This is a genomic window from Curtobacterium sp. NPDC089185 (genome assembly GCF_040685235.1).
In the GTDB taxonomy this organism is placed as follows: Bacteria; Actinomycetota; Actinomycetes; order Actinomycetales; family Microbacteriaceae; genus Curtobacterium; species Curtobacterium citri.
The window spans coordinates 15304-34128 of record NZ_JBFBHK010000006.1 but is presented as its reverse complement, the minus strand read 5'-3'; the positions used below and the strand labels follow the sequence as shown (position 1 = coordinate 34128).

The window sequence follows — 18825 nt, the reverse complement described above, 5'->3', positions numbered from 1 at the left end:
CGTCCGTCACATGGTCGCGTCGCGCGACGGCCGCTCGCGTCAGTACAGCGCGCTCGCCAACCGTCGCCGCGCGACGGCGACCCGGGGGTCGTCGACACCGATCAGCTCGAAGTACTCGACGAGCCGCACGCGCAGTGCCTCGCGCTCCGCACCGAACACCGTCGGCACGAGGTCGAGCAGCCGCCCGAAGGCGTCCTCGACGTGCCCGCCGCTGACGTCGAGGTCGGCGACGGCCATCTGGGCCTCGACGTCCTGGGGCGCCGACGCGGCCGCGCTCCGGAGCTCGTCGGCGGTCCTGCCGTCGAGCCGGGCGAGCAGCGACACCTGCGCGAGCCCCGCGACGGCCATCTGGTCGTTCGGGTCCTGCGCGATCGCGGTCCGGTACTCCTGGACCGCGGCGGCGTAGTCGCCCCGTTCGATCGCGTCGTACGCGGCCTGGTGGTGCGGCGGCAGCGGCTCGGGCTCGGGCTCACCCGCGGGCTCGGCGGCGGACGCGCCGTCGACCGTCACGCGGCCCGTGACGCCGTTCTGCTCGGCGGCGGCGACGACCTGCTCGAACACGTCGCGCACCTCGGCCTCGGGCAGTGCGCCCACGAACAGGCCGAGCGGCCGGCCGCCGATGACCGCGGCGACGGTCGGGATCGACTGTGCCTGGAAGGCCTGCACCAGCTGCGGGTTCGTGTCGGCGTCGACCTTGGCGAGCACCACGCGGCCGTCGTACTCGGCGGTGAGCCGCTCGAGGATCGGCGACAGCTGCTTGCAGGGGCCGCACCACTCGGCCCAGATGTCGACGATCACCGGCACGACCGAGGACAGCTGGAGCACGTCCTGGAAGGTCTGGTCGGTGACGTCGATCACGAGCGACGGGACGGTCAGGTCACCGGCCGCGGGGGCACCCGCCGGGGCTGCCCCGGTCGGGGCGGTCCCGGGCTGGCCGCCCGCCGCCGACGCCGGTCCGGGCTGCGCCGGCCGCTGTGCGCGGTCGACGAGGGACGACAGGTCGACGGCTCCGCGGAGACCGGACGGGGTCGGGGGGACGTTGGTCATTGCACCTCACTCGCTGCGGTCAGGCCCTGCGTGAACCCGAGCAGGACCACCTTCTCATCACTGCCCACCGGCGGCACGGAGAAGAGCAGCTGCACGCTGTACGTGGCGCTGACCCCCTTCGTGCTGGAGTCGACGCCGGAGAGCGCCTTCACGGCGCCCTCGGTGTTGACCTCGGCGCCCTTCGCCGTCGGGGTGACCTTCTCGATCTCGTCGAGGTCGGCGGACACGAGCGCGCCGGCCCCGTCGGTCGCGATGGCGATCGCGCTGTCGTCGGGGACCTCCGACGAGTACTCGATCTTCGCGGTGTCCGGCAACGAGTCGGCCTTCTTGTCCTTGTACGCCTTGCCGATGGTCGACCGGAGGCCGTCGCCGTCGGACGCGAAGAGCGATGCGGACTCGCTGTCGGCGTCCTTCGACAGGACGTCGCCGTACGCTGCCGCGATGTCGTCGGGCGCGATGCGCAGGAGCTTCGTGTCCCCGGCGAGCTGCGCGGCGCCGAGCGACGTCGGTGCCAGGCTCGGGATCTCCGCCGCGGCCTCGAGCGACACGTCGTAGGCGACCTTGTAGTCGTCCCGCGCGCTCTCCTGCACGAGCGTCAGGGCCTGCGGAGCGGTCTTCGCACCGCAGTCCTCGGCCACGACCGTGAACACCGTGCGCGGCCAGCTGTCGGTCTGCTGCGGGAGCGCGACGCAGACCTGCTCGGCGGAGATCGCCGGCGGGGCGTCCACGTCGGCGTCCTTGGCGCGGATGGCGTAGTTCGCCTTCCGGAGCTCGAGCGCGGCGCCGGTGAAGCGCGACTCGAGGAGCGAGGCGTCGAGGTCGCTGTCGGCCTTCGACGCGACCTCGGCGACGCGCTGCACGATCCGGCGGATCTGCTGCGAGGTGGCCGCCGTCGGGGTCGTGTCCTCGGCGGCGCCGGTGGCCGAGGCGGTCGGGGTCGGCGTCGCGGCCGCACCGCCGCCCTGCGGCCAGTAGTCGGACGAGCATCCGGCGAGGCCGAGCGCGCCGACGACCAGGATCGGCACGACGACGAACGGTCGGCGTCCCCGACGTGCACGGGCCGGCACCTGGGCGCCGGCCGCTGCGGCACGACGCGATGCCCGCACGCGCGGCGGACGTGAGCCACCGCTGCGGCGACGGGGACCCCGGCCGCGGCGCTGGTGGAGGAACGCCCAGACGAGCAGCGCGATGCCGCCGGCCAGGAAGAGCCCGCCCGCCACGAGCAGCGGTCCGACCGAGGGCGTCGCGGTGTCGCGCGGCCAGGTCACGGAGACGTCCGTGGGGGCGGCCGCCGAGCCGTCGCTCAGCACGACCATCGACACGTCGGCGGGCAGGCGCACGGTGAACTGACCCGCCCCGTCCCACTCCTGGTACCAGAGGTCGCTGCCGGAGGGGTCGGGCACCGAGTCGCCGCTGCCGGTCGTCCTGCCGACCAGGCGGTCCTGCTCGGCGTCGAAGCGCAGCGTGGTGTGCTTCGCGTCGCCGACCCAGGCCTGCACGTCGCTCGTGCGCCCGTAGGCGGCGAAGACCTTGCCCGAGCCGGAGACGTTGATGCGCTGGTAGCCCGGGTTCGCGGTGAGCGTCGACCCGGGGATGACGGTGACCGGCGCGGACGCTGAGCTCGAGGACTGCGCCACCAGGGACGAGGGCGGGGCGAACACGGTGCGTTGCCCGACCGCGAGCGCGACGAGCAGCAGACCGATGACGAAACTGACGATCGCCAGGACGAATCGCACGGATCTTCTCCCTACCGCGCCGGGGTGGGGGGATCGGCGCGCGAATCAGCGCTCCAGGATAGCGAGGGACCCTGGACGTCGCATCCCTCACCGCTGGTCGCGGTCTCAGTCCCGGTCGGAGGGCCGCCGCTAGGATCGTGCCCGGGCCAGGTGCTGGCCCTCCGCCGACCCCGAGGAGCAACACGTGGCGAACGACGAGGCCGAGTTCGGGACCGAGCTGCGCGGGTACCGCCGCGACGACGTCGATCGCTCCCTGAACGAACTCCGTCGCGAGCTCATCAAGTCGAACACCGACCGCGCCGAGGCCGCCAAGGAGATCCGTCTCCTGCAGGCCCGCGTCGCCGACCTGCAGAGCGAGCTCGACGAGGCCGGCACGCCCACGTACAGCGGACTCGGGACGCGCCTGGAGTCCACGCTCCGGGTCGCCGAGGAACAGTCCACCCGCCTGATCAGCCAGGCCGACATCGACGCCCAGCGACTCCGCGCCTCCAGCCGCAACGAGGCCGAGCGGCTGCTGCGCGAGGCCCGGCAGGAGGCCTCCGAGACCCTCGAGGACGCCCGTTCCCGCGCGACCGACGAACTCACCCGTGCCCGCGCGGAGTCGGCGGACACCATCGAGCGGGCCCGGTCCGAGGCGGGGCTGCTGACGCAGGACGCCCGCAACGAGGCCGCCGCCGTCCGTGGCGCAGCCGTCACCGAGGCCGCGGAGGTCCGTTCCGTCGCGATCCGCGAGACCGACGCCCTCCGTGCCCGCGTCGCACGCGAGACCGCCGAGCTCCGCGAGGACGCGCAGCAGGCCGCCGAGGCTGCACGGACCGCCGCGGCCGAGCTCGACCGCGAGACCGAGCACCGGCGCAGCGTGTTCGAGGCCGACCACACCCGACGCACGGAGGACCTCGCCCGCGAGGAGGAGACCCGCCGCGCCGCGCTCGAGCGCGAGGTCGCCGAGGGTCGGGCGGCGTGGCAGCGCGAACGCGACGAGCAGCAGCGCGCACACGCCCTCACGCTCGAGACCGAGCGCGCCGAGCTCGACGCCGAGGCAGCACGCCGCCGCAGCGAGCTCGACGCCGAGGTCGGAGACCGCCGCCGTGCCCTCGACGAGGAGCTCGCCGCCGCTCGCGCCGGGTGGGAGCGCGAGGTCGCCGAGGCTCGCACGGCACTCGACCAGGAGCTGCAGGCCGCCCGTGCCCAGCTGCGGGTCGACGAGGAGCAGACCCGGACCGAGAACGAGCGGCTCGTGCAGGAGACCGCCGAGCGCATCGCGGCCGAGCTCGAGGAGCACCGCAGCCGCATCGCGCGCGAGCGGGCCGAGGCCGCCGACGCCGCCGAACGCGCCGCGCGGGAGCACGCCGACGAGCTGGCCGCGCGTCGTGAGCGCGAGCACGCGGAGGTGGACACCGAGATCGCCGACCGCCGCGTCGCCGAGCTCGCGGGCCTCGAGGCCGAGCGCACCGCCCTCCGTCAGGAGATCGACACGATGCGCGCCGACCTCGAGCGGGACCGCGACGCGGTGCGCGCCGAGATCGCCCGGGAGCGCGACCAGGCCGCAGCTGCGCTCGAGTCGGAACTCGCCGCCCGACGCGACGCCGCCGAGCAGGAGTACCTGCAGAAGCACCACGAGACGGTGGCCGAGACGCAGAAGTACCTCGACGAGGCGAACCTGCAGCTCGCCGAGGCGACCCGCCGCGCCACCGAGGCCCGGGAGCGCGCCGAGCGGCTCCAGCAGGAGGCCGACGACCTCGAGCGATCGAGCACCGCGCAGGCGCAGGAGCGCGCCCGCACCCTGGTCGCCGAGACGCAGGAGCGGGTGCACCGGATGATCGCCGAGGCCGAGGAGCGCAGCGCAGCCGTCGTAGCCGAGGCCGAGGACCGTCTCGCGGCGATCCGCACCGAGCGCGACGCCGTCGCCGGGTACCTCGAGAACCTGCGCGGCGTCCTCACGCACGCGACCGGCCTGTTCGACGGTCCGGCAGTGGCCGACCCGGCCGACGCGACCGACCCCGACGACGCGACCGACCCCGAGGACGGCGCGCGGCGCTGAGACCGGGCCACCGCACGACGCGAGCCGGACGGGAGGCGCGACCAGCGCCTCCCGTCCGGCTCACGTCGTCGAGGGGCCGATCAGAAGGCCGGAAGCGGGATCAGCCGTCGAAGTGCGTCGGGAGCGGCGCGCTGCCCGGCACCACGAGGTCCGCGACCGCGTCGAGCACGATGCGGACGTACCGCTCCCCCACCCACAGGTGCTTCGCCCCCGCGACCGGCACGACCCGGACGTTCGGAGCGACGGCGAACCGCTCGACGGCCTCGTCCGGCCGCAGGAAGTCGTCGTGCTCCGGCACGAGGGCGACGACGGGGACCTCGACGTCCGCCCACCGTGCCAGTTCCGCCTCCGACGTGCGGTGCAGGGGCGGGGACAGCAGGACGACGCCGGCGACGTCGCCGGACGCGACGTGCTCGAGCGCGTGCTTGAGGACCACCTCGGTCCCGAACGACCAGCCGAGCAGCCACGGCGTGGGGAGGCCGCGCGCCACGGTCTCGTGCACCGCGGCGCGGAGGTCGAAGCCCTCGGACACGCCGTCGCCGAAGACACCCTCCGACGTCCCGCGGGGCGAGGTCACCGACCGGAAGTTGAAGCGCAGCACCGCGATGTCCGCGAGGGCGGGCAGCCGGGCCGCGGCCTTCTTGAGCACGTGCGAGTCCATGAAGCCCTGCGCGGTCGGCAGCGGGTGCAGGGTGACGAGGGTGCCCCGGGCCGGACGTCCGAGCGGCTCGGCCAGCTCCCCCACGAGCGTCAGGTGGTCGTCGGTGACCAGCTCGACGTCCGTGCGCCGTGCCGGGAGCTCCGTGCCGGACCGGACCTCCGTGCGCGTCTCTTCGGTGCTCATGCGATGCTCCAGCAGTGGTTGTGCCAGTGACGCCGCGATGCCAGGTCGGCCTCGTCGCCCAGGACCCCGTCCGCACGCCAGACGACGACGTGCGCGGTCCCCGGGAGCACCGTGCCGCCGCAGCCCGGGCAGACGTACTCCTTCTGCGCGGACGCCGACGAGATCGGCTGCACCGTGTACTCGCGCCCACGACGGAACTCGGTCCGCCGCCAGGAGCTCATCAGCCGGTCGAGACCGGTGTCCTCGTCGACCGACTCCGGCCCGACGCCGCGGGGCCGCCGCGGTCGGTTGCTGCGCGGCACCCCCGGGCGCCGATCAGTACCAGTTGTTGGCGACGCTGTGCGCCCAGGCCCCGCACGGGGTGCCGTAGACGCCGGAGATGTAGTTGAGGCCCCAGGTGATCTGCGTGGCCGGGTTGGTCTGCCAGTCGGCACCGGCGGACGCCATCTTGCTGCCCGGGAGCGACTGCGGGATGCCGTACGCACCACTCGGGTTGTAGGCGTTGACCCGCCAGCCCGACTCCTTGTTCCACAGCGACACGAGGCAGTTGAACTGGTCGGAGCCCCACCCGCGGTCGGCCACCATCTGCTGGGCGATCGCCTGCGCGCTGCCCGGGTCGGGCGTCGCCGCTGCTGCCGCGAGGGTGTTCGAGGGCTCGACCGTCTTGGCCGTGCCGTCCTTCGCCGCGTCGGTGTCCGTCGCGTCGGTGGTGTCGTCGGTCGCGGGCGGTGCGGTGACCTTCGGCTTCGGGACGGTGACGCCGTACCCGTCGCGGGTCAGGTCGAACGCGGCGTACGTGCCGTGCGCGGTGTACTGCTGCGGCTCGACCGGCGCCTTGACCAGCACCGGAGCGGTGACCGCCGCCTGCGCGACGTCGGGCTGCATCGGGTTGAAGAGCGATCCGCCCACGAACCCGAAGACGGCCACGAAGGACAGCACGGGGATGGTGCCCCGGCCGCGGATGACCGAGTTGACGGTGCGCGGTGCACGCTCGACCGGCACGACGGCGCGGCTCTGCTCGACTGCACGACCCTGCTTGACGGCGCGGACGCCGAGCGGTCCACGAGCGGTCACAGCGGGAGCCGGACGCGTCAGGACCGGCCCGGTCGCCGGCGACCCCGCGGTGGAACGGGTGGTCGCGGGCGCGCTCAGCGGGGCGGACGGCAGCGTCGCCGTCTCGACCTGCGGGGTCGCGTGGAGGACCGCGTGCTCCGACGTGCGGAGTCGGTCACGTGCCGCGCGGCGCTCACCGACGACCGGACGGTCGAGGTGCTCGCGGGTACCGCGGTCGGAGCTGAGATCTGCCGTGTGCCTGCCCATGAGTCCGTCCAGGATAACGGAACGGTCACGGGGAGGGAAGCACCGGTCCCCCGCGCGTCGTCAGCGGACCGCGAGCATGACCTCGACGACCGCGTCGAGCAGCGCGTCGACCTGCGCTTCGCGGTAGCCGCCGTGCTTCGGCCGGAAGACGACCGACCGGACCTCGGTCAGGCTCAGCGGCTTGCCGTCGCGGAAGTAGCCGGCCAGTCGCTCGGCGAACGCGTCCACGTCCTTCGGGTGGTACCCGGTGCCGAGGAAGCTCGTCCGGGCGAAGCGCTGCCCGGTGGGGCGCTCGAGGCGCGCGACGACGTCCGAGGCCTTGCCGCGGGCCTCGGCGTACCAGGCCTTCTGCCCGACCTCCGCGACCTCGCGCTCACGCTCCCGGGCGGCGAAGGCGTCCTCGAGCCGTTCGAGCGCGGCGTCGACGTGCGCCGTGGAGTACCCGCCCTTGCGCATCGAGAAGGCCGTGGCGCGGATCTTCGCGGCCTCGATGCCGGGCGCCGTGTCCGCCGCGGTGTACGCACGGCGGGCGTCCTCGAGGAACCGGTCGACCTCGTCGACGTCGTACCCGAGTGCTCGGCGGTCTGCGGTGGGGAAGGTGGTGGCCACGGCGACATTCTGCCAGCACCGGAGCCTGGTGCCACCTGGACGCGCGAACTCGCCGCACAGGCTGCGGAGGGGCGCTCGAGGGATCCGTCAGTGGACGATGACGAGGTACATCACGTAGCCGACGGCCGCCGACGGCAGGATGCTGTCGATCCGGTCGAGCAACCCGCCGTGACCGGGCAGGAACGACGAGATGTCCTTGATCCCGAGGTCGCGCTTGATCATCGACTCGGTCAGGTCGCCGAGCGTCGCGGAGCCCGAGATCAGCACGCCGAGGACGACGCCGGTCCACCAGGGCAGGCCGAGCATGAGCCAGGTGACGAGGATGCCGACGAGGATGCTCGCCGCGACCGAGCCGGCGAAGCCCTCCCACGTCTTCTTCGGGCTGATCCGCGGCGCCATGGGGTGCTTGCCGAGGTTCAGCCCCGTCGCGTAGGCACCGGTGTCGACCGCCACGACCACGAGGATGAACGCGATCACCCAGAGCGGGCCGCCCGGCTGCGCCGACAGCAGCACCACGCAGGCACCGAGCAGGCTCACGTACGCCTGGGCGAACAGGCCGTTCGTCAGGTCGCGGACGACGTGCCCTGCCGGTGGCTTCTCGCGGGCGACGGCCACCTCGACCAGTCGCCAGAGCGACACGAGGACGATGCCGCCGAGCAGCGTGAACAGCGCCGCGACCTGCCCGCCCAGGAAGGCGGCGGGCACGATCGCGACGCTCACCGCGACGCTCGGGATGCGCGGGACGTCTCGGCCCGCGAAGCGCATGGCGCTCGTGAGCTCGTAGACGGCCACGCCGAGCAGGAACGCGGCGACGACCATGAACGACGGCGTCCACAGCAGGAGCGACCCCAGCATGACGACCGCGAACGCCAGGGCGATCCCGATCGCCGCGGGCAGGTTCCGGCCGGTCCGCGCCGTCAGGGCCTCGTTGCGCGCACCGAGGTCGGCCTTCCGCTGCCGGAGCTGCGCCTCGAAGTCGGCGCGTGCCGCACGGGCACGGGCGTCGAAGTCCTGGCGGAGCCCCTTCTTCGCGGTCGACTCGGACGCTGACGGGCGCGGTGGGGTGGGGCGGTCACCGCCCGGCTCGGGGAGACGCATCAGACCTCGAGGAGTTCGGCTTCCTTCTTCTTCAGCGCGTCGTCGATCTGGTCGACGTGCTTCTTCGTCAGGCTCTCGAGGTCCTTGTCGCCACGGCTGATCTCGTCGTCCGAGATCTCGCCCTTCAGCGCGTCGAGGTCGTCCTTGGCCTTGCGGCGGATGTTGCGGATGACGACCTTGTGGTCCTCGCCCTTGCCGCGCACGAGCTTCACGAACTCCTTGCGGCGGTCCTGCGTGAGCTCCGGGATCGTCACGCGGACGATCTCGCCGTCGTTCGACGGGCTGGCGCCGAGGTTCGGGAACGTCGCGATCGCGCGCTCGATCTCCTTGAGGGCCGACTTGTCGTACGGCGTGACGATGAGCGTGCGTGCCTCGGGCGTCTGGAGCGACGCGAGCTGCGCGAGCGGCGTCGGCGTGCCGTAGTAGTCGACCGGGATCTTCTGGAAGAGGGCGGCGTTGATGCGTCCGGTACGGACGGTCGCGAAGTCGTCCTTGGCGACGTCGACGGCCTTCGCCATCTTCTCGGTGGCTTCGGTCAGGACATCACTGATCACGGTGGTTCTCCTTCGGTACTGCGTCGAGTCTAGTCAGCGTGCGGGTCAGTTGCTGACGACCGTGCCGATGCGCTCCCCACGGATCGCGGCGGCCACGTTGCCCTTGCCCTCCATGCCGAAGACGTGCATCGGCATGCCGTTGTCCATGCAGAGCGAGAACGCCGTCGCGTCGACGACCTTGAGGCCCTGCAGCAGCGCGTCCTGGTAGGTCACGTGGTGGAGCTTCTCGGCGGTGGCGTCCTTCTTCGGGTCGGCCGTGTACACGCCGTCGACGCCGTTCTTCGCGACGAGGACCTCGTGCGCGTCGATCTCGAGCGCACGCTGCGCCGCGACGGTGTCGGTCGAGAAGTAGGGCAGGCCCGCGCCGGCACCGAAGATGACGATGCGGCCCTTCTCCAGGTGGCGCTCGGCGCGACGCGGGATGTACGGCTCCGCGACCTGGGTCATGCTGATCGCGGACTGCACGCGCGTGGCGGCACCGGCCTGCTCGAGGAAGTCCTGGAGCGCGAGCGCGTTCATCACGGTGCCGAGCATGCCCATGTAGTCGGCACGACCGCGGTCCATGCCGCGCTGCGACAGCTCGGCGCCGCGGAAGAAGTTGCCCCCGCCGACCACGATCGCGACCTCGACGTCCTGCGCGGCCGCGGCGATCTCCTTGGCGATGGTGCTGATGACGTCCGGGTTCACCCCGAGGGACCCGGCTCCGAACGCCTCCCCCGACAGCTTCAGCAGGACCCGGCGGCGTCCGGTCTTCTCGTTCGTCATGTGGCGCACCCTTCGTCGAATGTCTCGTGGGAATCTACCCGGCCGCAGCCGGTCCGGCGGAGGAGGTCGTGCCTCCCGACCGGGTCCGCGCGTGTCGCAGCGCGCAGAAAACGGGGCCCGGAACCGATGTGGTTCCGAGCCCCGTCACGGGTTCGTTACGCGCCGACCTTGACGCGGGCGAAGCCCTGGATCGTGATGCCGGCGTTCTCGGCGGCCTTCGCGACGGACAGCTTGTTGTCCTTCGCGTAGTCCTGCTCGAGGAGCGCGACCTGCTTGCGGTAGGCGTTGAGGCGACCCTCGACGATCTTCGGGAGGGCGGCCTCCGGCTTGCCCTCCTCGCGCGTGATCGCCTCGACGGTCGCGCGCTCCTTCTCGATCGCCTCCGCCGGGATCTCGTCGCGCGTGAGGTACGTCGGGTTGGCGAACGCGACGTGCTGCGCGATGGAGCGCGCCTCGGCGGCGTCGGAGCCCGAGTAGGCGATGACGACGGCGATCTGCGGCGGCAGGTCCTGGCTGGTCTTGTGCAGGTAGACCTCGAAGGCGTCGCCCTCGACACGGGTGACCGTGCGGAGCGCGAGCTTCTCGCCGAGCGCGGCGGCGGCCTCGTCGATGACCTCGGCGACCGTCTTGCCGTCGAGCGGCGCGGCGTTGCCGGCCTCGACGTCGGACGCACCGGCGGCGGCGACCGCGGCGACGACCTTGTCGGCGAGGGTGGTGAACTTCTCGTTCTTCGCGACGAAGTCGGTCTCGCTGGCGAGCTCGACGACGGTCGTGGCGCCGCCCTCGGTCGACGCGACGACGACACCCTCGGAGGTCGCACGGTCGTCGCGCTTGGCGACGGCCTTCGCGCCCTTGATGCGGAGGAGCTCGACGGCCTTGTCGTAGTCGCCGTCGGCCTCGACGAGGGCGTTCTTGGCGTCCATCATGCCGGCCCCGAGGTCCTCACGGAGCTTCTTCACGTCAGCAAGGCTGTAGTTGGCCATTGACTGGAGTCCTTTCTGGACTGTGTGTGTTCGAGAGAAGGAAGGGGCGCCGAGCCGTGCGGCTCGGCGCCCCCGGTGGTCACTCGGCCGGGGTGGCCTCTGCGGCGGCGGCGGCCTCGGCCGTCGGCTCCGCGTTCTTGTCGGCGTCGGCGATCGGCTCGCCGATCTCCTTGTCGGCGACCTGCGCGTCGGCGTCGTTCTCCTGGACCGTCGCGCCCTCGCCCTGCGTCTGGCCGGCGAGGAGCTCCTGCTCCCACTCGGCCAGCGGCTCGGCCTCTTCCTCGTCGCCGCCGTTGTGGCGGGTCTTCAGGCCCTCGGCCGCCGCGTCGGCGACGATGCGGGTGAGGAGGCCGACGGAGCGGATGGCGTCGTCGTTGCCCGGGATCGGGTAGGTGATCTCGTCGGGGTCGCAGTTGGTGTCGAGGATGCCGATGACCGGGATCCCGAGCTTCTGCGCCTCGTCGACGGCGAGGTGCTCCTTCTTCGTGTCGACGATCCAGAGCGCGCTCGGGGTCCGTGTGAGGTTGCGGATACCACCGAGGGTCTTGTGGAGCTTGTCCAGCTCGCGCTTCTTGATGAGGAGCTCCTTCTTGGTGAAGCCCTTCGTCGTGTCGTCGAAGTCGATCTCCTCGAGCTCCTTCATGCGCGCGAGGCGCTTGGAGACCGTCTGGAAGTTCGTGAGCAGACCGCCGAGCCAACGCTGGTTGACGTACGGCTGGCCGACGCGGGTCGCCTGCTCGGCGATGGAGCCCTGCGCCTGCTTCTTGGTGCCCACGAAGAGGATCGTGCCACCGTGCGCGACCGTCTCCTTGACGAAGTCGTACGCGCGGTCGATGTAGGCCAGCGACTGCTGCAGGTCGATGATGTGGATGCCCGAGCGCTCGGCCAGGATGAAGCGCTTCACCTTCGGGTTCCACCGACGGGTCTGGTGTCCGAAGTGGACGCCGCTGTCGAGCAGCTGGCGGATGGTGACGACGGCCATGCCGTGCCTCCTCGTTTCTCGGCGCACAGCTGTCGGGCCGCGCGCACGGTTGCGGTTGTGTCGGTCGCGACCCGGTGGTCGTGACCCCTGGCGTCCTGTCCGCACGGCCGCCCGCTCGTGGGAGCAGGACCGGTGGCCGGTGGGAACGCGAGTGGACGCGCGAAGTCAGCGCGCTGGAGCGCGCTGCGGTGGCAATGCTAACAGACGGGAGGCGCGGTGCGGGTCCGACCCGCACCGCGCCTCCCGTCAGGTGGTGACGCGCAGCCCCCGCTACTTCGCGGAGACCGTCTCGCCCTCCGCCGTGATGCCCATCTCCTCGAGCGAGCGACCCTTCGTCTCCGGGATCTTCGCGATGACGAAGAAGAGGGAGAGCAGGGCGAACAGGGCGTAGATGCCGTACGTGACCGTCAGGTTGAAGCCGGACAGCACCGGGAACGAGATCGTGACGACGAAGTTCGCGACCCAGTTGGCGGCCGAGCCGATGCCGAGCGCGGTCGCACGGATGCGGTTCGGGAACATCTCGCCGAGGAGCACCCACATGAGCGGGCCCCACGTGGCGCCGAACGACACGACGAACAGGTTCGCGAAGATCAGCGCGATGACGCCCCACGCACCGGGGAGCTGCGGCTCACCGTCGACGATCGACGCCTGCGAGAACGCGATCGCGACCATCGTCAGCGACACGAACATGCCCGACGACCCGGCGACGAGCAGCGGCTTCCGGCCGAGCTTGTCCACCGTGAAGATCGCGATGAAGGTCACGGCGACGTTGACCACCGAGGTGATCGTCGAGATGAGGAAGGACTGCTCCTCCTTGAACCCGACCGCCTGCCAGAGCGTGGTCGAGTAGTAGAAGATCACGTTGATGCCGACGAACTGCTGCAGGACGGCGAGGATGATGCCGACCCAGACGATCGGCTGGAGGCCGAAGCGGTTGCCCCGGATCGAGCCCTTCTTCTCGGTGGCCTCCTTCTCGATGCCGTCCTGGATCTCCTCGAGGCTCGTGTTCACCGTGTCACGCGGCACGATTTTGCCCATGACGTCGCGGGCGTCGTCCTTCCGGCCCTTGGCGAGCAGGAAGCGCGGCGACTCCGGCAGGGTGATGGCGAGCACGCCGTAGACGACCGACGGGACGACGCCGACGAGGAACATCCAGCGCCAGGCGGCGAGGCCGAGGACCTGCTCCGAGGCGCCGCCGGCCGTGACCGCGAAGAGCTGGTCGGAGAGCAGGGCGGCGAAGATGCCGAGGGTGATCGCGAGCTGCTGGAACGACGCCAGACGGCCGCGGATGGCCTTCGGGGAGACCTCGGAGATGTACGCGGGGGCGATGACCGACGCGGTGCCGATGCCGAGACCGCCCACGAGACGCCAGATCACGAGGTCCCAGGTGGCGAAGGCGAAGGCGCTGCCGATCGAGCTGATGAAGAAGAGCACCGCGGCCCAGAACATCACGCGGGTGCGGCCCCAGCGGTCGGCCAGGCGGCCGGCGAAGTAGGCGCCGAAGGCACAGCCGATGAGCGCGGACGCGACCGCGAAGCCGCTGGCGGCGTCGGACAGGCCGAACTCGCCCTTGATCGCGTCGACGGCTCCGTTGATGACGGAGGAGTCGAATCCGAAGAGGAACCCACCGACTGCCGCCGCGATGGCGAACAGGGTGACCTTCCCCTTGAACGCACGGTCCTCGCCGTGCTGGGTGGACGTGTTCGACACGGTGCTCCAGGTTCCTGCCGCCGTGCTGGGTGGCGCACGGTGCCCCGGCGGTCGGCTTGTTCGCCGTCCGAGCGGCGTTGCGTGGTTCCGGAGCGCGCCCGACTGTACTCGCTGGTGGCCGCCGGGGCACATCGGGGTGCGGTGGGCGCGCCGGGGCCGGGTTCGGGTGGTGCGCGTGGGGCCGCACGCGTTCTGCGACGTTCCACGTGTCGATCGACACGTGCGGTGTCGCGGAGGAGGTGTCGCGGAGGAGGTGTCGCGCGGGTCGGGCGCGGCTCCGTCGCTGGGGCGCGGCGTTCCTGCACTGGGTGGGCGGGGCGCGCTGCCGTCCACAGCGCACCCTGCCGTCGTGTCCGAGGTGGTCCCGCTCCGCGATGCTCGGGTCATGCACACGGGAGGTACACGGACCGGACCACGGACGGTCGTCACGGTGGTCGTCGCGGCGGTCGTGGGCGTCGCGGCCGGGTCCACGACCGCCGTGGTCGTCGCGCCGGAGTTGATCGCCCCCGGTGCACCGCGGCTGCTGTCCGCCGCGGTGCCCCCGGACGGTGACCGGCCCGGCGAGACTGCCGCGCCGTGGGTGTGGCCGACCGGAGCGCGCGAGGTCGTCCGGGGCTGGGAGCAGCCGTCGGACGAGTACGCCGCCGGCCACCGCGGCATCGACGTCGACGCGCCGCTCGGCACGACGGCGGTCGCGGTGGCGGACGGCACGGTCACGTTCGCGGGGCCGGTGGCCGGGCGAGGGGTCGTGACGATCGACCACGGCAGCGGCCTGGTGAGCACCCTCGACTCGGTCGACCCCGCGGTCGTCGCTGGCACGACGGTGGCGCAGGGCGACGCCGTGGGCACGGTCGCCGTCGGCCACTGTCCCGCGACCGCGCCGTGCCTGCACCTCGGTGCGCGCGTGGACGGACGGTACGTCGATCCGCTCCCCTACCTGCCGTCGGCCGACTGGCCCGTGCTGCTGCCGGAGTCGGCGTGGCCGGGGTGACCGGGGTGACCGGGGCGACCGGGGCGACCGGGGCGACCGAGGACGGTCAGGCGCGCGGGTGTGCGGTGCGGTAGACCTCCCGCAGCCGGGCGGAGGACACGTGCGTGTAGACCTGGGTCGTCCCGAGGCTCGCGTGCCCCAGCAGCTCCTGCACGGCACGGAGGTCCGCTCCCCCGTCGAGCAGGTGTGTCGCAGCCGTGTGCCGGAAGGTGTGCGGCCCGCTCGGTCCCCCACCAGGCAGTCCCTCGAGGGCCCGGGCGACGATGCGGTACGCGCTCCGCACCCCGAGGCGCGCCCCCCGGTCGCCGAGGAACAGCGCCGACGGCTCCGGCGGTGTCGTCCGGCCACCGAGGAGCGGCCGTCCGCGCTCGAGCCAGGCCTCCAGGGCGTCGCGGGCGGGCACCCCGAACGGCACCACGCGCTCCTTGCCGCCCTTGCCGAGGACCCGCACCGTCAGCCGGGAGCGGTCGAGGTCGACGACGTCGATGCCCACGAGCTCGCTCACCCGGATGGCGGCCGCGTAGAGGAGCTCGACGACCGCGAGGTCCCGCAACGCACCCGCGTCGTCTGTGTCCGCACGGACCGCGAGCTGGTCGAGCACCGTGCGCACCTGGTCCGAGGAGACCACCCGCGGCAGGTGGGCGGCACCCTTCGGCGCGCGCAACCGCACCCCGGGGTCGGTCGCGAGCACGCCGGTCTCGCTCGCCCACCGCGTGAAGGCCCGCACGGACGACGACCGACGCGCGATGGTGGACCGGGCGAGTCCGCGCTGGTCCGCCTCCCAGAGCCAGTCGCGCAGCAGTTCGAGCCCGAGGTCCTGCAGGCCGGTGCTCCCCCGCGCCGCAGCGAAGGCGACGAACTGGTCGAGGTCGTTCGCGTAGGCACGGACCGTCTGGTCGCTGAGCCCCCTGGCATGCCGGACGTGCTCGAGGAACGACTCCACCGCCGCCACGATCCGTCCGTCCGTCCGCTCCGCCACGACCCCAGGGTAGGCGTGTGCGGCGTCACGACCGGGTCCACCCGCCGACGCCGTGCACGACGAGCCCCTGCAGCTCGGCCAGTGCGAGGGCGTCCGCGACCTCGGCGAAGGACATCCCCGAGCGGACGGCGAGCTCCTGCTCCCCCAGCGCCCGCCGGCCCAGCGCGTCGAGCACGCGCAGCACCTCCGGGTCCTCCCGCCCCGGCGCGAGCGGTTCGTCGGCGTGCAGCACGTGCCGACCACCGCGCGGACGGCGTGGACCGACCACCGCGTCGACGGGGTCACGCGGCCGGACCACGAGCTGCGCCCGCCCCTCCACGACCAACCGGTGACACCCCACCGACGCCGGCGACGAGAACGCCCCGGGCACCGCGAAGACCGGGCGGCCCAGCTGCGCGGCGTGGTGTGCGGTGTTGAGCGCCCCGGACCGCGCTCCCGCCTCCACCACCACGGTCGCGCTCCCCAGCGCGGCGATCAGCCGGTTCCGCGCGAGGAACCGCCACCGGGTCGGCCGCGTCCCGGGCGGCGACTCGGCGAGCAGCGCACCCTGCCGCGCGACGTTCCGCAGCAGCTCGACGTTGCCGGCCGGGTAGAGCTGGTCGATCCCGCCCGCGAGGACCGCGGTCGTCGGGGTGCCCGCCGCGACGGCCACCCGGTGCGCGGTGGCGTCGATGCCGTAGGCGCCGCCGCTGACGATCGTGCACCCGGCGTCGGCCGCCGCCGAGGTGATCTCCGCCGTCGCCTCGGCGCCCGCCACGGTGTTCGCCCGCGACCCCACGACGGCGAGGGCCGGTCCCGGCGCTGCTCGTCCGCACCGGGTCCAGAGGACGACCGGGGCGTGAGGTCCGAGGTCGTCCACCCCTGCCGGCCACGCGGCCGACCCGGGGACGAGCAACCGCGCGCCGGTCGTCACGGCCGCCGCGACGACCGCGGACACGTCGCAGCGGGCCAGCCGCGGTCCCCACCGCTCGAGCGCCGAGCCCACGGTGCCGAGGAACGCCACCGGGTCCTCCGCGCCGGGGACCCCGACGTCCGCGCACTCCTCGACCAGGGCGAGCGGACCGTCGTCCTCCGCCGCCCGGACGGACGCCAGGGCACGTTCCGCCCCGAGTCCCTGCACGAGCGCACCGGCGACCGCATCCCCGGGCTCGACCACGGCCGACCACGCCACCCGCGCGGCGGCCTCGACCGGGTCGACGGCATCGGCGGGGCCACCGCCGACCGGCCCGAGCAGGCTGCGGACGGCCGCGAGCAGGTCGACGCCGCCGTTCACAGCGCACTCCGGAGCGCGAGGGCGTCGCGGACGTGCCGGTCGTCCGGCCGGTCCGCGCCCTGCAGGTCCGCCAGCGTCCAGGCCACGCGCATCGCGCGGTCCCATCCCCGCATCGTCAGCGTCCCCAGGTCGAGCGCGTGGTCGAGGACCGCCGTGGCTCCGGGGACCGCACGACCGGGACCGCGGAGCCACGCCCCGGAGACCTCGGCGTTGCGGGTCCAGCCCGTCCCGGCGAGCCGGTCGCGCATCACGGCCCGGGCGGCCGCGACGGCCTGCCTGGCCTCGGCGGTCGTCGGGGTGGCGCCGTCCGCACCGCGGATCAGCCCGGTCGTGACCCGCGGGACCCGGACGCGCACGTCCATCCGGTCGAGGAGCGGCCCGGACATCCGACCGAGGTACCGCCGCACGGCCGCCGGCGGGCACTCGCACGGCAGCTGCGCCGACCCGGCGTTGCCGCACGGACACGGGTTCGCGGCGAGCACGACCTGGCAGCGCGCGGGGAACTCGGCCGCACCCGCTGCCCGGTGCACGGTGATCCGCCCGGACTCGAGCGGCTGCCGGAGTGCGTCGAGCACCGCGCGCGGGAACTCCGGCGCCTCGTCGAGGAAGAGCACGCCCCGCGTCGCCCGGGACACCGCACCCGGTCGTACCGTGCCGGATCCGCCACCGATCAGCGACACCGCGGAGGCGGAGTGGTGCGGGGCCTCCCACGGCGGGCGGGTCGTCCACGACGCCGCTCCGTGCCCGGCGACCGAACGCACCGCCGCGACCTCGAGCGCGGCCTCGTCGTCGAGGTCCGGCAGCAGTCCGGGCAGCCGCTCCGCGAGCATGGTCTTCCCCGCCCCGGGTGGTCCCACGAACAGTGCGTGGTGCCCACCGGCCGCCGCGGTGACGAGGGCACGCACGCCGACGGGGTTCCCGACGACGTCGGCCAGTTCGGCGACGGGCGACCGCTCGGGCAGGGCCGGCGGGACGAGGACCGGCGCGACCTCGACCGGTGGCAGCAGCGCCCCGGCGTCGATGGCCGCGGCGCGGAGCGAGTCGACGGGGTGGACGTCGACCCCGCGGACGAACCGGGCCTCGTCGGCGTTGCCGGTGGGCAGCACCACCCGGTCGACCCCGGCGTCCCGCGCCGTGAGGAGCATCGGGACCACCCCCGGGACCGGACGGAGCCGCCCGTCGAGCCCGAGCTCACCGATGTACACCACCCGCTCGTCGACGTGTGGCGCGACGTCCGCTCCGGCCAGGACGGCCATGGCGATCGCGAGGTCGAACCCGGACCCCCGCTTCGGGACGGCCGCCGGGGTCAGGTTGACCGTGATGCGCCGTGCGGGCAGCGGGGCTCCTGCGTTCGCCGCGGCCGCCCGGACCCGCTCGCGGGCCTCGCCCAACGAGGTGTCCGGCAGGCCGATGATGCTGAAGGCCGGCAGCTGGCTCGTGAGGTGCGCCTCGACCTCGATCCGCCGCCCGGTCACCCCGAGCAGCGCGACCGCGGCGGACCGACCGATGCCGCTCACAGGACACCCGCCACGTGCTCGAACCCGCACCGGTCGCCGTCGACGTGCACCGCGACCGCGTCCACGCGGATCGCCCGTGCGTGCACCCCGGGGTGCGCGGCGAACCACATCGGCACCAGCCGACGCAGCCGGGCGGCCTTCGCGGGCGTGATCGCCTCCAGCGGGTGACCGGTCGTCGTGCCGGCCCGCGTCTTCACCTCGACGAAGACGAGTGTGTCGTCCTGCCGGGCCACGACGTCGATCTCACCCCGTGCACACCGCCAATTGCGTTGCACCACCCGGTACCCCTGCGCGGTCAACCATTCCACGGCGCGGTCTTCGCCGTACCTGCCGAGTGTTCGTCGTTGCATGTCGTCGCCTCCGAACACGACGATCA

At 73.1% G+C, this 18825-nt stretch carries 18 protein-coding genes; 2 read left to right on the top strand and 16 right to left on the bottom strand.

Translation table 11 applies throughout. The features are described 5' to 3' along the window. Positions 1 to 39: 39 nt before the first annotated feature. A complete protein-coding gene (locus AB0N84_RS08150) occupies positions 40 to 1047 on the bottom strand; it encodes a tetratricopeptide repeat protein (RefSeq protein WP_363545095.1) in 1008 nt (335 codons plus the stop codon). Beyond that, complete coding sequence (locus AB0N84_RS08145) at positions 1044 to 2783, bottom strand: hypothetical protein (RefSeq protein WP_363545092.1); 1740 nt, start codon at positions 2781 to 2783, stop codon at positions 1044 to 1046. The genes AB0N84_RS08150 and AB0N84_RS08145 overlap by 4 nt, the downstream gene beginning before the upstream one ends. A 184-nt stretch (positions 2784 to 2967) precedes the next feature. Here AB0N84_RS08145 and AB0N84_RS08140 point away from each other — a divergent pair, with 184 nt between their 5' ends. Beyond that, positions 2968 to 4824, top strand: coding sequence for a hypothetical protein (locus tag AB0N84_RS08140; RefSeq protein WP_363545089.1), 1857 nt, complete (start codon positions 2968 to 2970; stop codon positions 4822 to 4824). Positions 4825 to 4924: 100 nt separating this feature from the next. Here the strand turns inward: AB0N84_RS08140 and AB0N84_RS08135 are convergent, their stop codons facing one another. The 10 genes from AB0N84_RS08135 to AB0N84_RS08090 all read right to left on the bottom strand — a co-directional run bounded on the left by AB0N84_RS08135 (position 4925) and on the right by AB0N84_RS08090 (position 13689). Next, complete coding sequence (locus tag AB0N84_RS08135) at positions 4925 to 5668, bottom strand: alpha/beta family hydrolase (protein ID WP_363545086.1); 744 nt, start codon at positions 5666 to 5668, stop codon at positions 4925 to 4927. Beyond that, positions 5665 to 5970, bottom strand: a complete 306-nt coding sequence (locus tag AB0N84_RS08130) for a hypothetical protein (protein WP_182047885.1) — start codon at positions 5968 to 5970, stop codon at positions 5665 to 5667. The genes AB0N84_RS08135 and AB0N84_RS08130 overlap by 4 nt, the downstream gene beginning before the upstream one ends. A gap of 13 nt (positions 5971 to 5983) precedes the next feature. Beyond that, positions 5984 to 6988, bottom strand: coding sequence for a hypothetical protein (locus AB0N84_RS08125; protein ID WP_259346261.1), 1005 nt, complete (start codon positions 6986 to 6988; stop codon positions 5984 to 5986). Positions 6989 to 7048: 60 nt separating this feature from the next. Continuing rightward, positions 7049 to 7597, bottom strand: a complete 549-nt coding sequence (locus tag AB0N84_RS08120) for a DivIVA domain-containing protein (RefSeq protein WP_069710686.1) — start codon at positions 7595 to 7597, stop codon at positions 7049 to 7051. 87 nt (positions 7598 to 7684) lie between these two features. After that, positions 7685 to 8695 carry a phosphatidate cytidylyltransferase gene (locus AB0N84_RS08115; RefSeq protein ID WP_363545081.1) on the bottom strand — a complete coding sequence of 337 codons (1011 nt, stop codon included), beginning with the start codon at positions 8693 to 8695 and terminating at the stop codon, positions 7685 to 7687. Then, positions 8695 to 9249, bottom strand: coding sequence for a ribosome recycling factor (gene frr, locus AB0N84_RS08110; protein ID WP_069710684.1), 555 nt, complete (start codon positions 9247 to 9249; stop codon positions 8695 to 8697). The genes AB0N84_RS08115 and frr overlap by 1 nt, the downstream gene beginning before the upstream one ends. Before the next feature lie 45 nt (positions 9250 to 9294). Then, positions 9295 to 10014, bottom strand: coding sequence for a UMP kinase (pyrH, locus tag AB0N84_RS08105; protein WP_363545077.1), 720 nt, complete (start codon positions 10012 to 10014; stop codon positions 9295 to 9297). A 155-nt stretch (positions 10015 to 10169) separates the two neighbouring features. Continuing rightward, positions 10170 to 10997 (bottom strand): translation elongation factor Ts, encoded by an 828-nt coding sequence (gene tsf, locus AB0N84_RS08100; RefSeq protein WP_069710683.1) that lies wholly within the window; start codon positions 10995 to 10997, stop codon positions 10170 to 10172. Positions 10998 to 11076: 79 nt separating this feature from the next. Beyond that, a complete protein-coding gene (gene rpsB / locus AB0N84_RS08095; RefSeq protein ID WP_069710682.1) occupies positions 11077 to 11979 on the bottom strand; it encodes a 30S ribosomal protein S2 in 903 nt (300 codons plus the stop codon). Positions 11980 to 12249: 270 nt separating this feature from the next. After that, a complete protein-coding gene (locus AB0N84_RS08090; RefSeq protein WP_182047886.1) occupies positions 12250 to 13689 on the bottom strand; it encodes a sugar porter family MFS transporter in 1440 nt (479 codons plus the stop codon). 385 nt (positions 13690 to 14074) lie between these two features. Between AB0N84_RS08090 and AB0N84_RS08085 the strand changes: the two genes are divergently transcribed. Further along, positions 14075 to 14680: a M23 family metallopeptidase gene (locus tag AB0N84_RS08085; protein WP_363545072.1), complete on the top strand. Its 606-nt coding sequence runs from the start codon at positions 14075 to 14077 to the stop codon at positions 14678 to 14680. A gap of 46 nt (positions 14681 to 14726) precedes the next feature. Here AB0N84_RS08085 and AB0N84_RS08080 read toward each other — a convergent pair whose 3' ends face one another. The 4 genes from AB0N84_RS08080 to AB0N84_RS08065 are packed head-to-tail and all read right to left on the bottom strand — an operon-like array spanning position 14727 to position 18799. Further along, positions 14727 to 15659 carry a tyrosine recombinase XerC gene (locus AB0N84_RS08080; RefSeq protein WP_363545069.1) on the bottom strand — a complete coding sequence of 311 codons (933 nt, stop codon included), beginning with the start codon at positions 15657 to 15659 and terminating at the stop codon, positions 14727 to 14729. Positions 15660 to 15684: 25 nt separating this feature from the next. Next, on the bottom strand, positions 15685 to 16932 hold the full coding sequence (gene dprA / locus AB0N84_RS08075) for a DNA-processing protein DprA (protein ID WP_363545066.1): 1248 nt from the start codon (positions 16930 to 16932) through the stop codon (positions 15685 to 15687). Then, the gene (locus tag AB0N84_RS08070; RefSeq protein ID WP_363545063.1) at positions 16929 to 18449 is read right to left on the bottom strand and encodes a YifB family Mg chelatase-like AAA ATPase; all 1521 of its coding nucleotides are present in this window, start codon (positions 18447 to 18449) and stop codon (positions 16929 to 16931) included. Before AB0N84_RS08070 ends, dprA begins: the two co-directional genes overlap by 4 nt. Then, the gene (locus tag AB0N84_RS08065; protein WP_363545060.1) at positions 18446 to 18799 is read right to left on the bottom strand and encodes a YraN family protein; all 354 of its coding nucleotides are present in this window, start codon (positions 18797 to 18799) and stop codon (positions 18446 to 18448) included. The genes AB0N84_RS08070 and AB0N84_RS08065 overlap by 4 nt, the downstream gene beginning before the upstream one ends. Between the last annotated feature and the right edge of the window lie 26 nt (positions 18800 to 18825).

Excerpts from the sequence above, each read along its gene's own strand:
- AB0N84_RS08150 (WP_363545095.1), bottom strand. The coding sequence starts at position 1,047 with ATGACCAACGTCCCCCCGACCCCGTCCGGTCTCCGCGGAGCCGTCGAC.
- AB0N84_RS08135 (WP_363545086.1), bottom strand. The coding sequence starts at position 5,668 with ATGAGCACCGAAGAGACGCGCACGGAGGTCCGGTCCGGCACGGAGCTC.
- AB0N84_RS08125 (WP_259346261.1), bottom strand. The coding sequence starts at position 6,988 with ATGGGCAGGCACACGGCAGATCTCAGCTCCGACCGCGGTACCCGCGAG.
- AB0N84_RS08115 (WP_363545081.1), bottom strand. The coding sequence starts at position 8,695 with ATGCGTCTCCCCGAGCCGGGCGGTGACCGCCCCACCCCACCGCGCCCG.
- pyrH (WP_363545077.1), bottom strand. The coding sequence starts at position 10,014 with ATGACGAACGAGAAGACCGGACGCCGCCGGGTCCTGCTGAAGCTGTCG.
- tsf (WP_069710683.1), bottom strand. The coding sequence starts at position 10,997 with ATGGCCAACTACAGCCTTGCTGACGTGAAGAAGCTCCGTGAGGACCTC.
- rpsB (WP_069710682.1), bottom strand. The coding sequence starts at position 11,979 with ATGGCCGTCGTCACCATCCGCCAGCTGCTCGACAGCGGCGTCCACTTC.
- AB0N84_RS08085 (WP_363545072.1), top strand. The coding sequence starts at position 14,075 with ATGCACACGGGAGGTACACGGACCGGACCACGGACGGTCGTCACGGTG.
- AB0N84_RS08065 (WP_363545060.1), bottom strand. The coding sequence starts at position 18,799 with ATGCAACGACGAACACTCGGCAGGTACGGCGAAGACCGCGCCGTGGAA.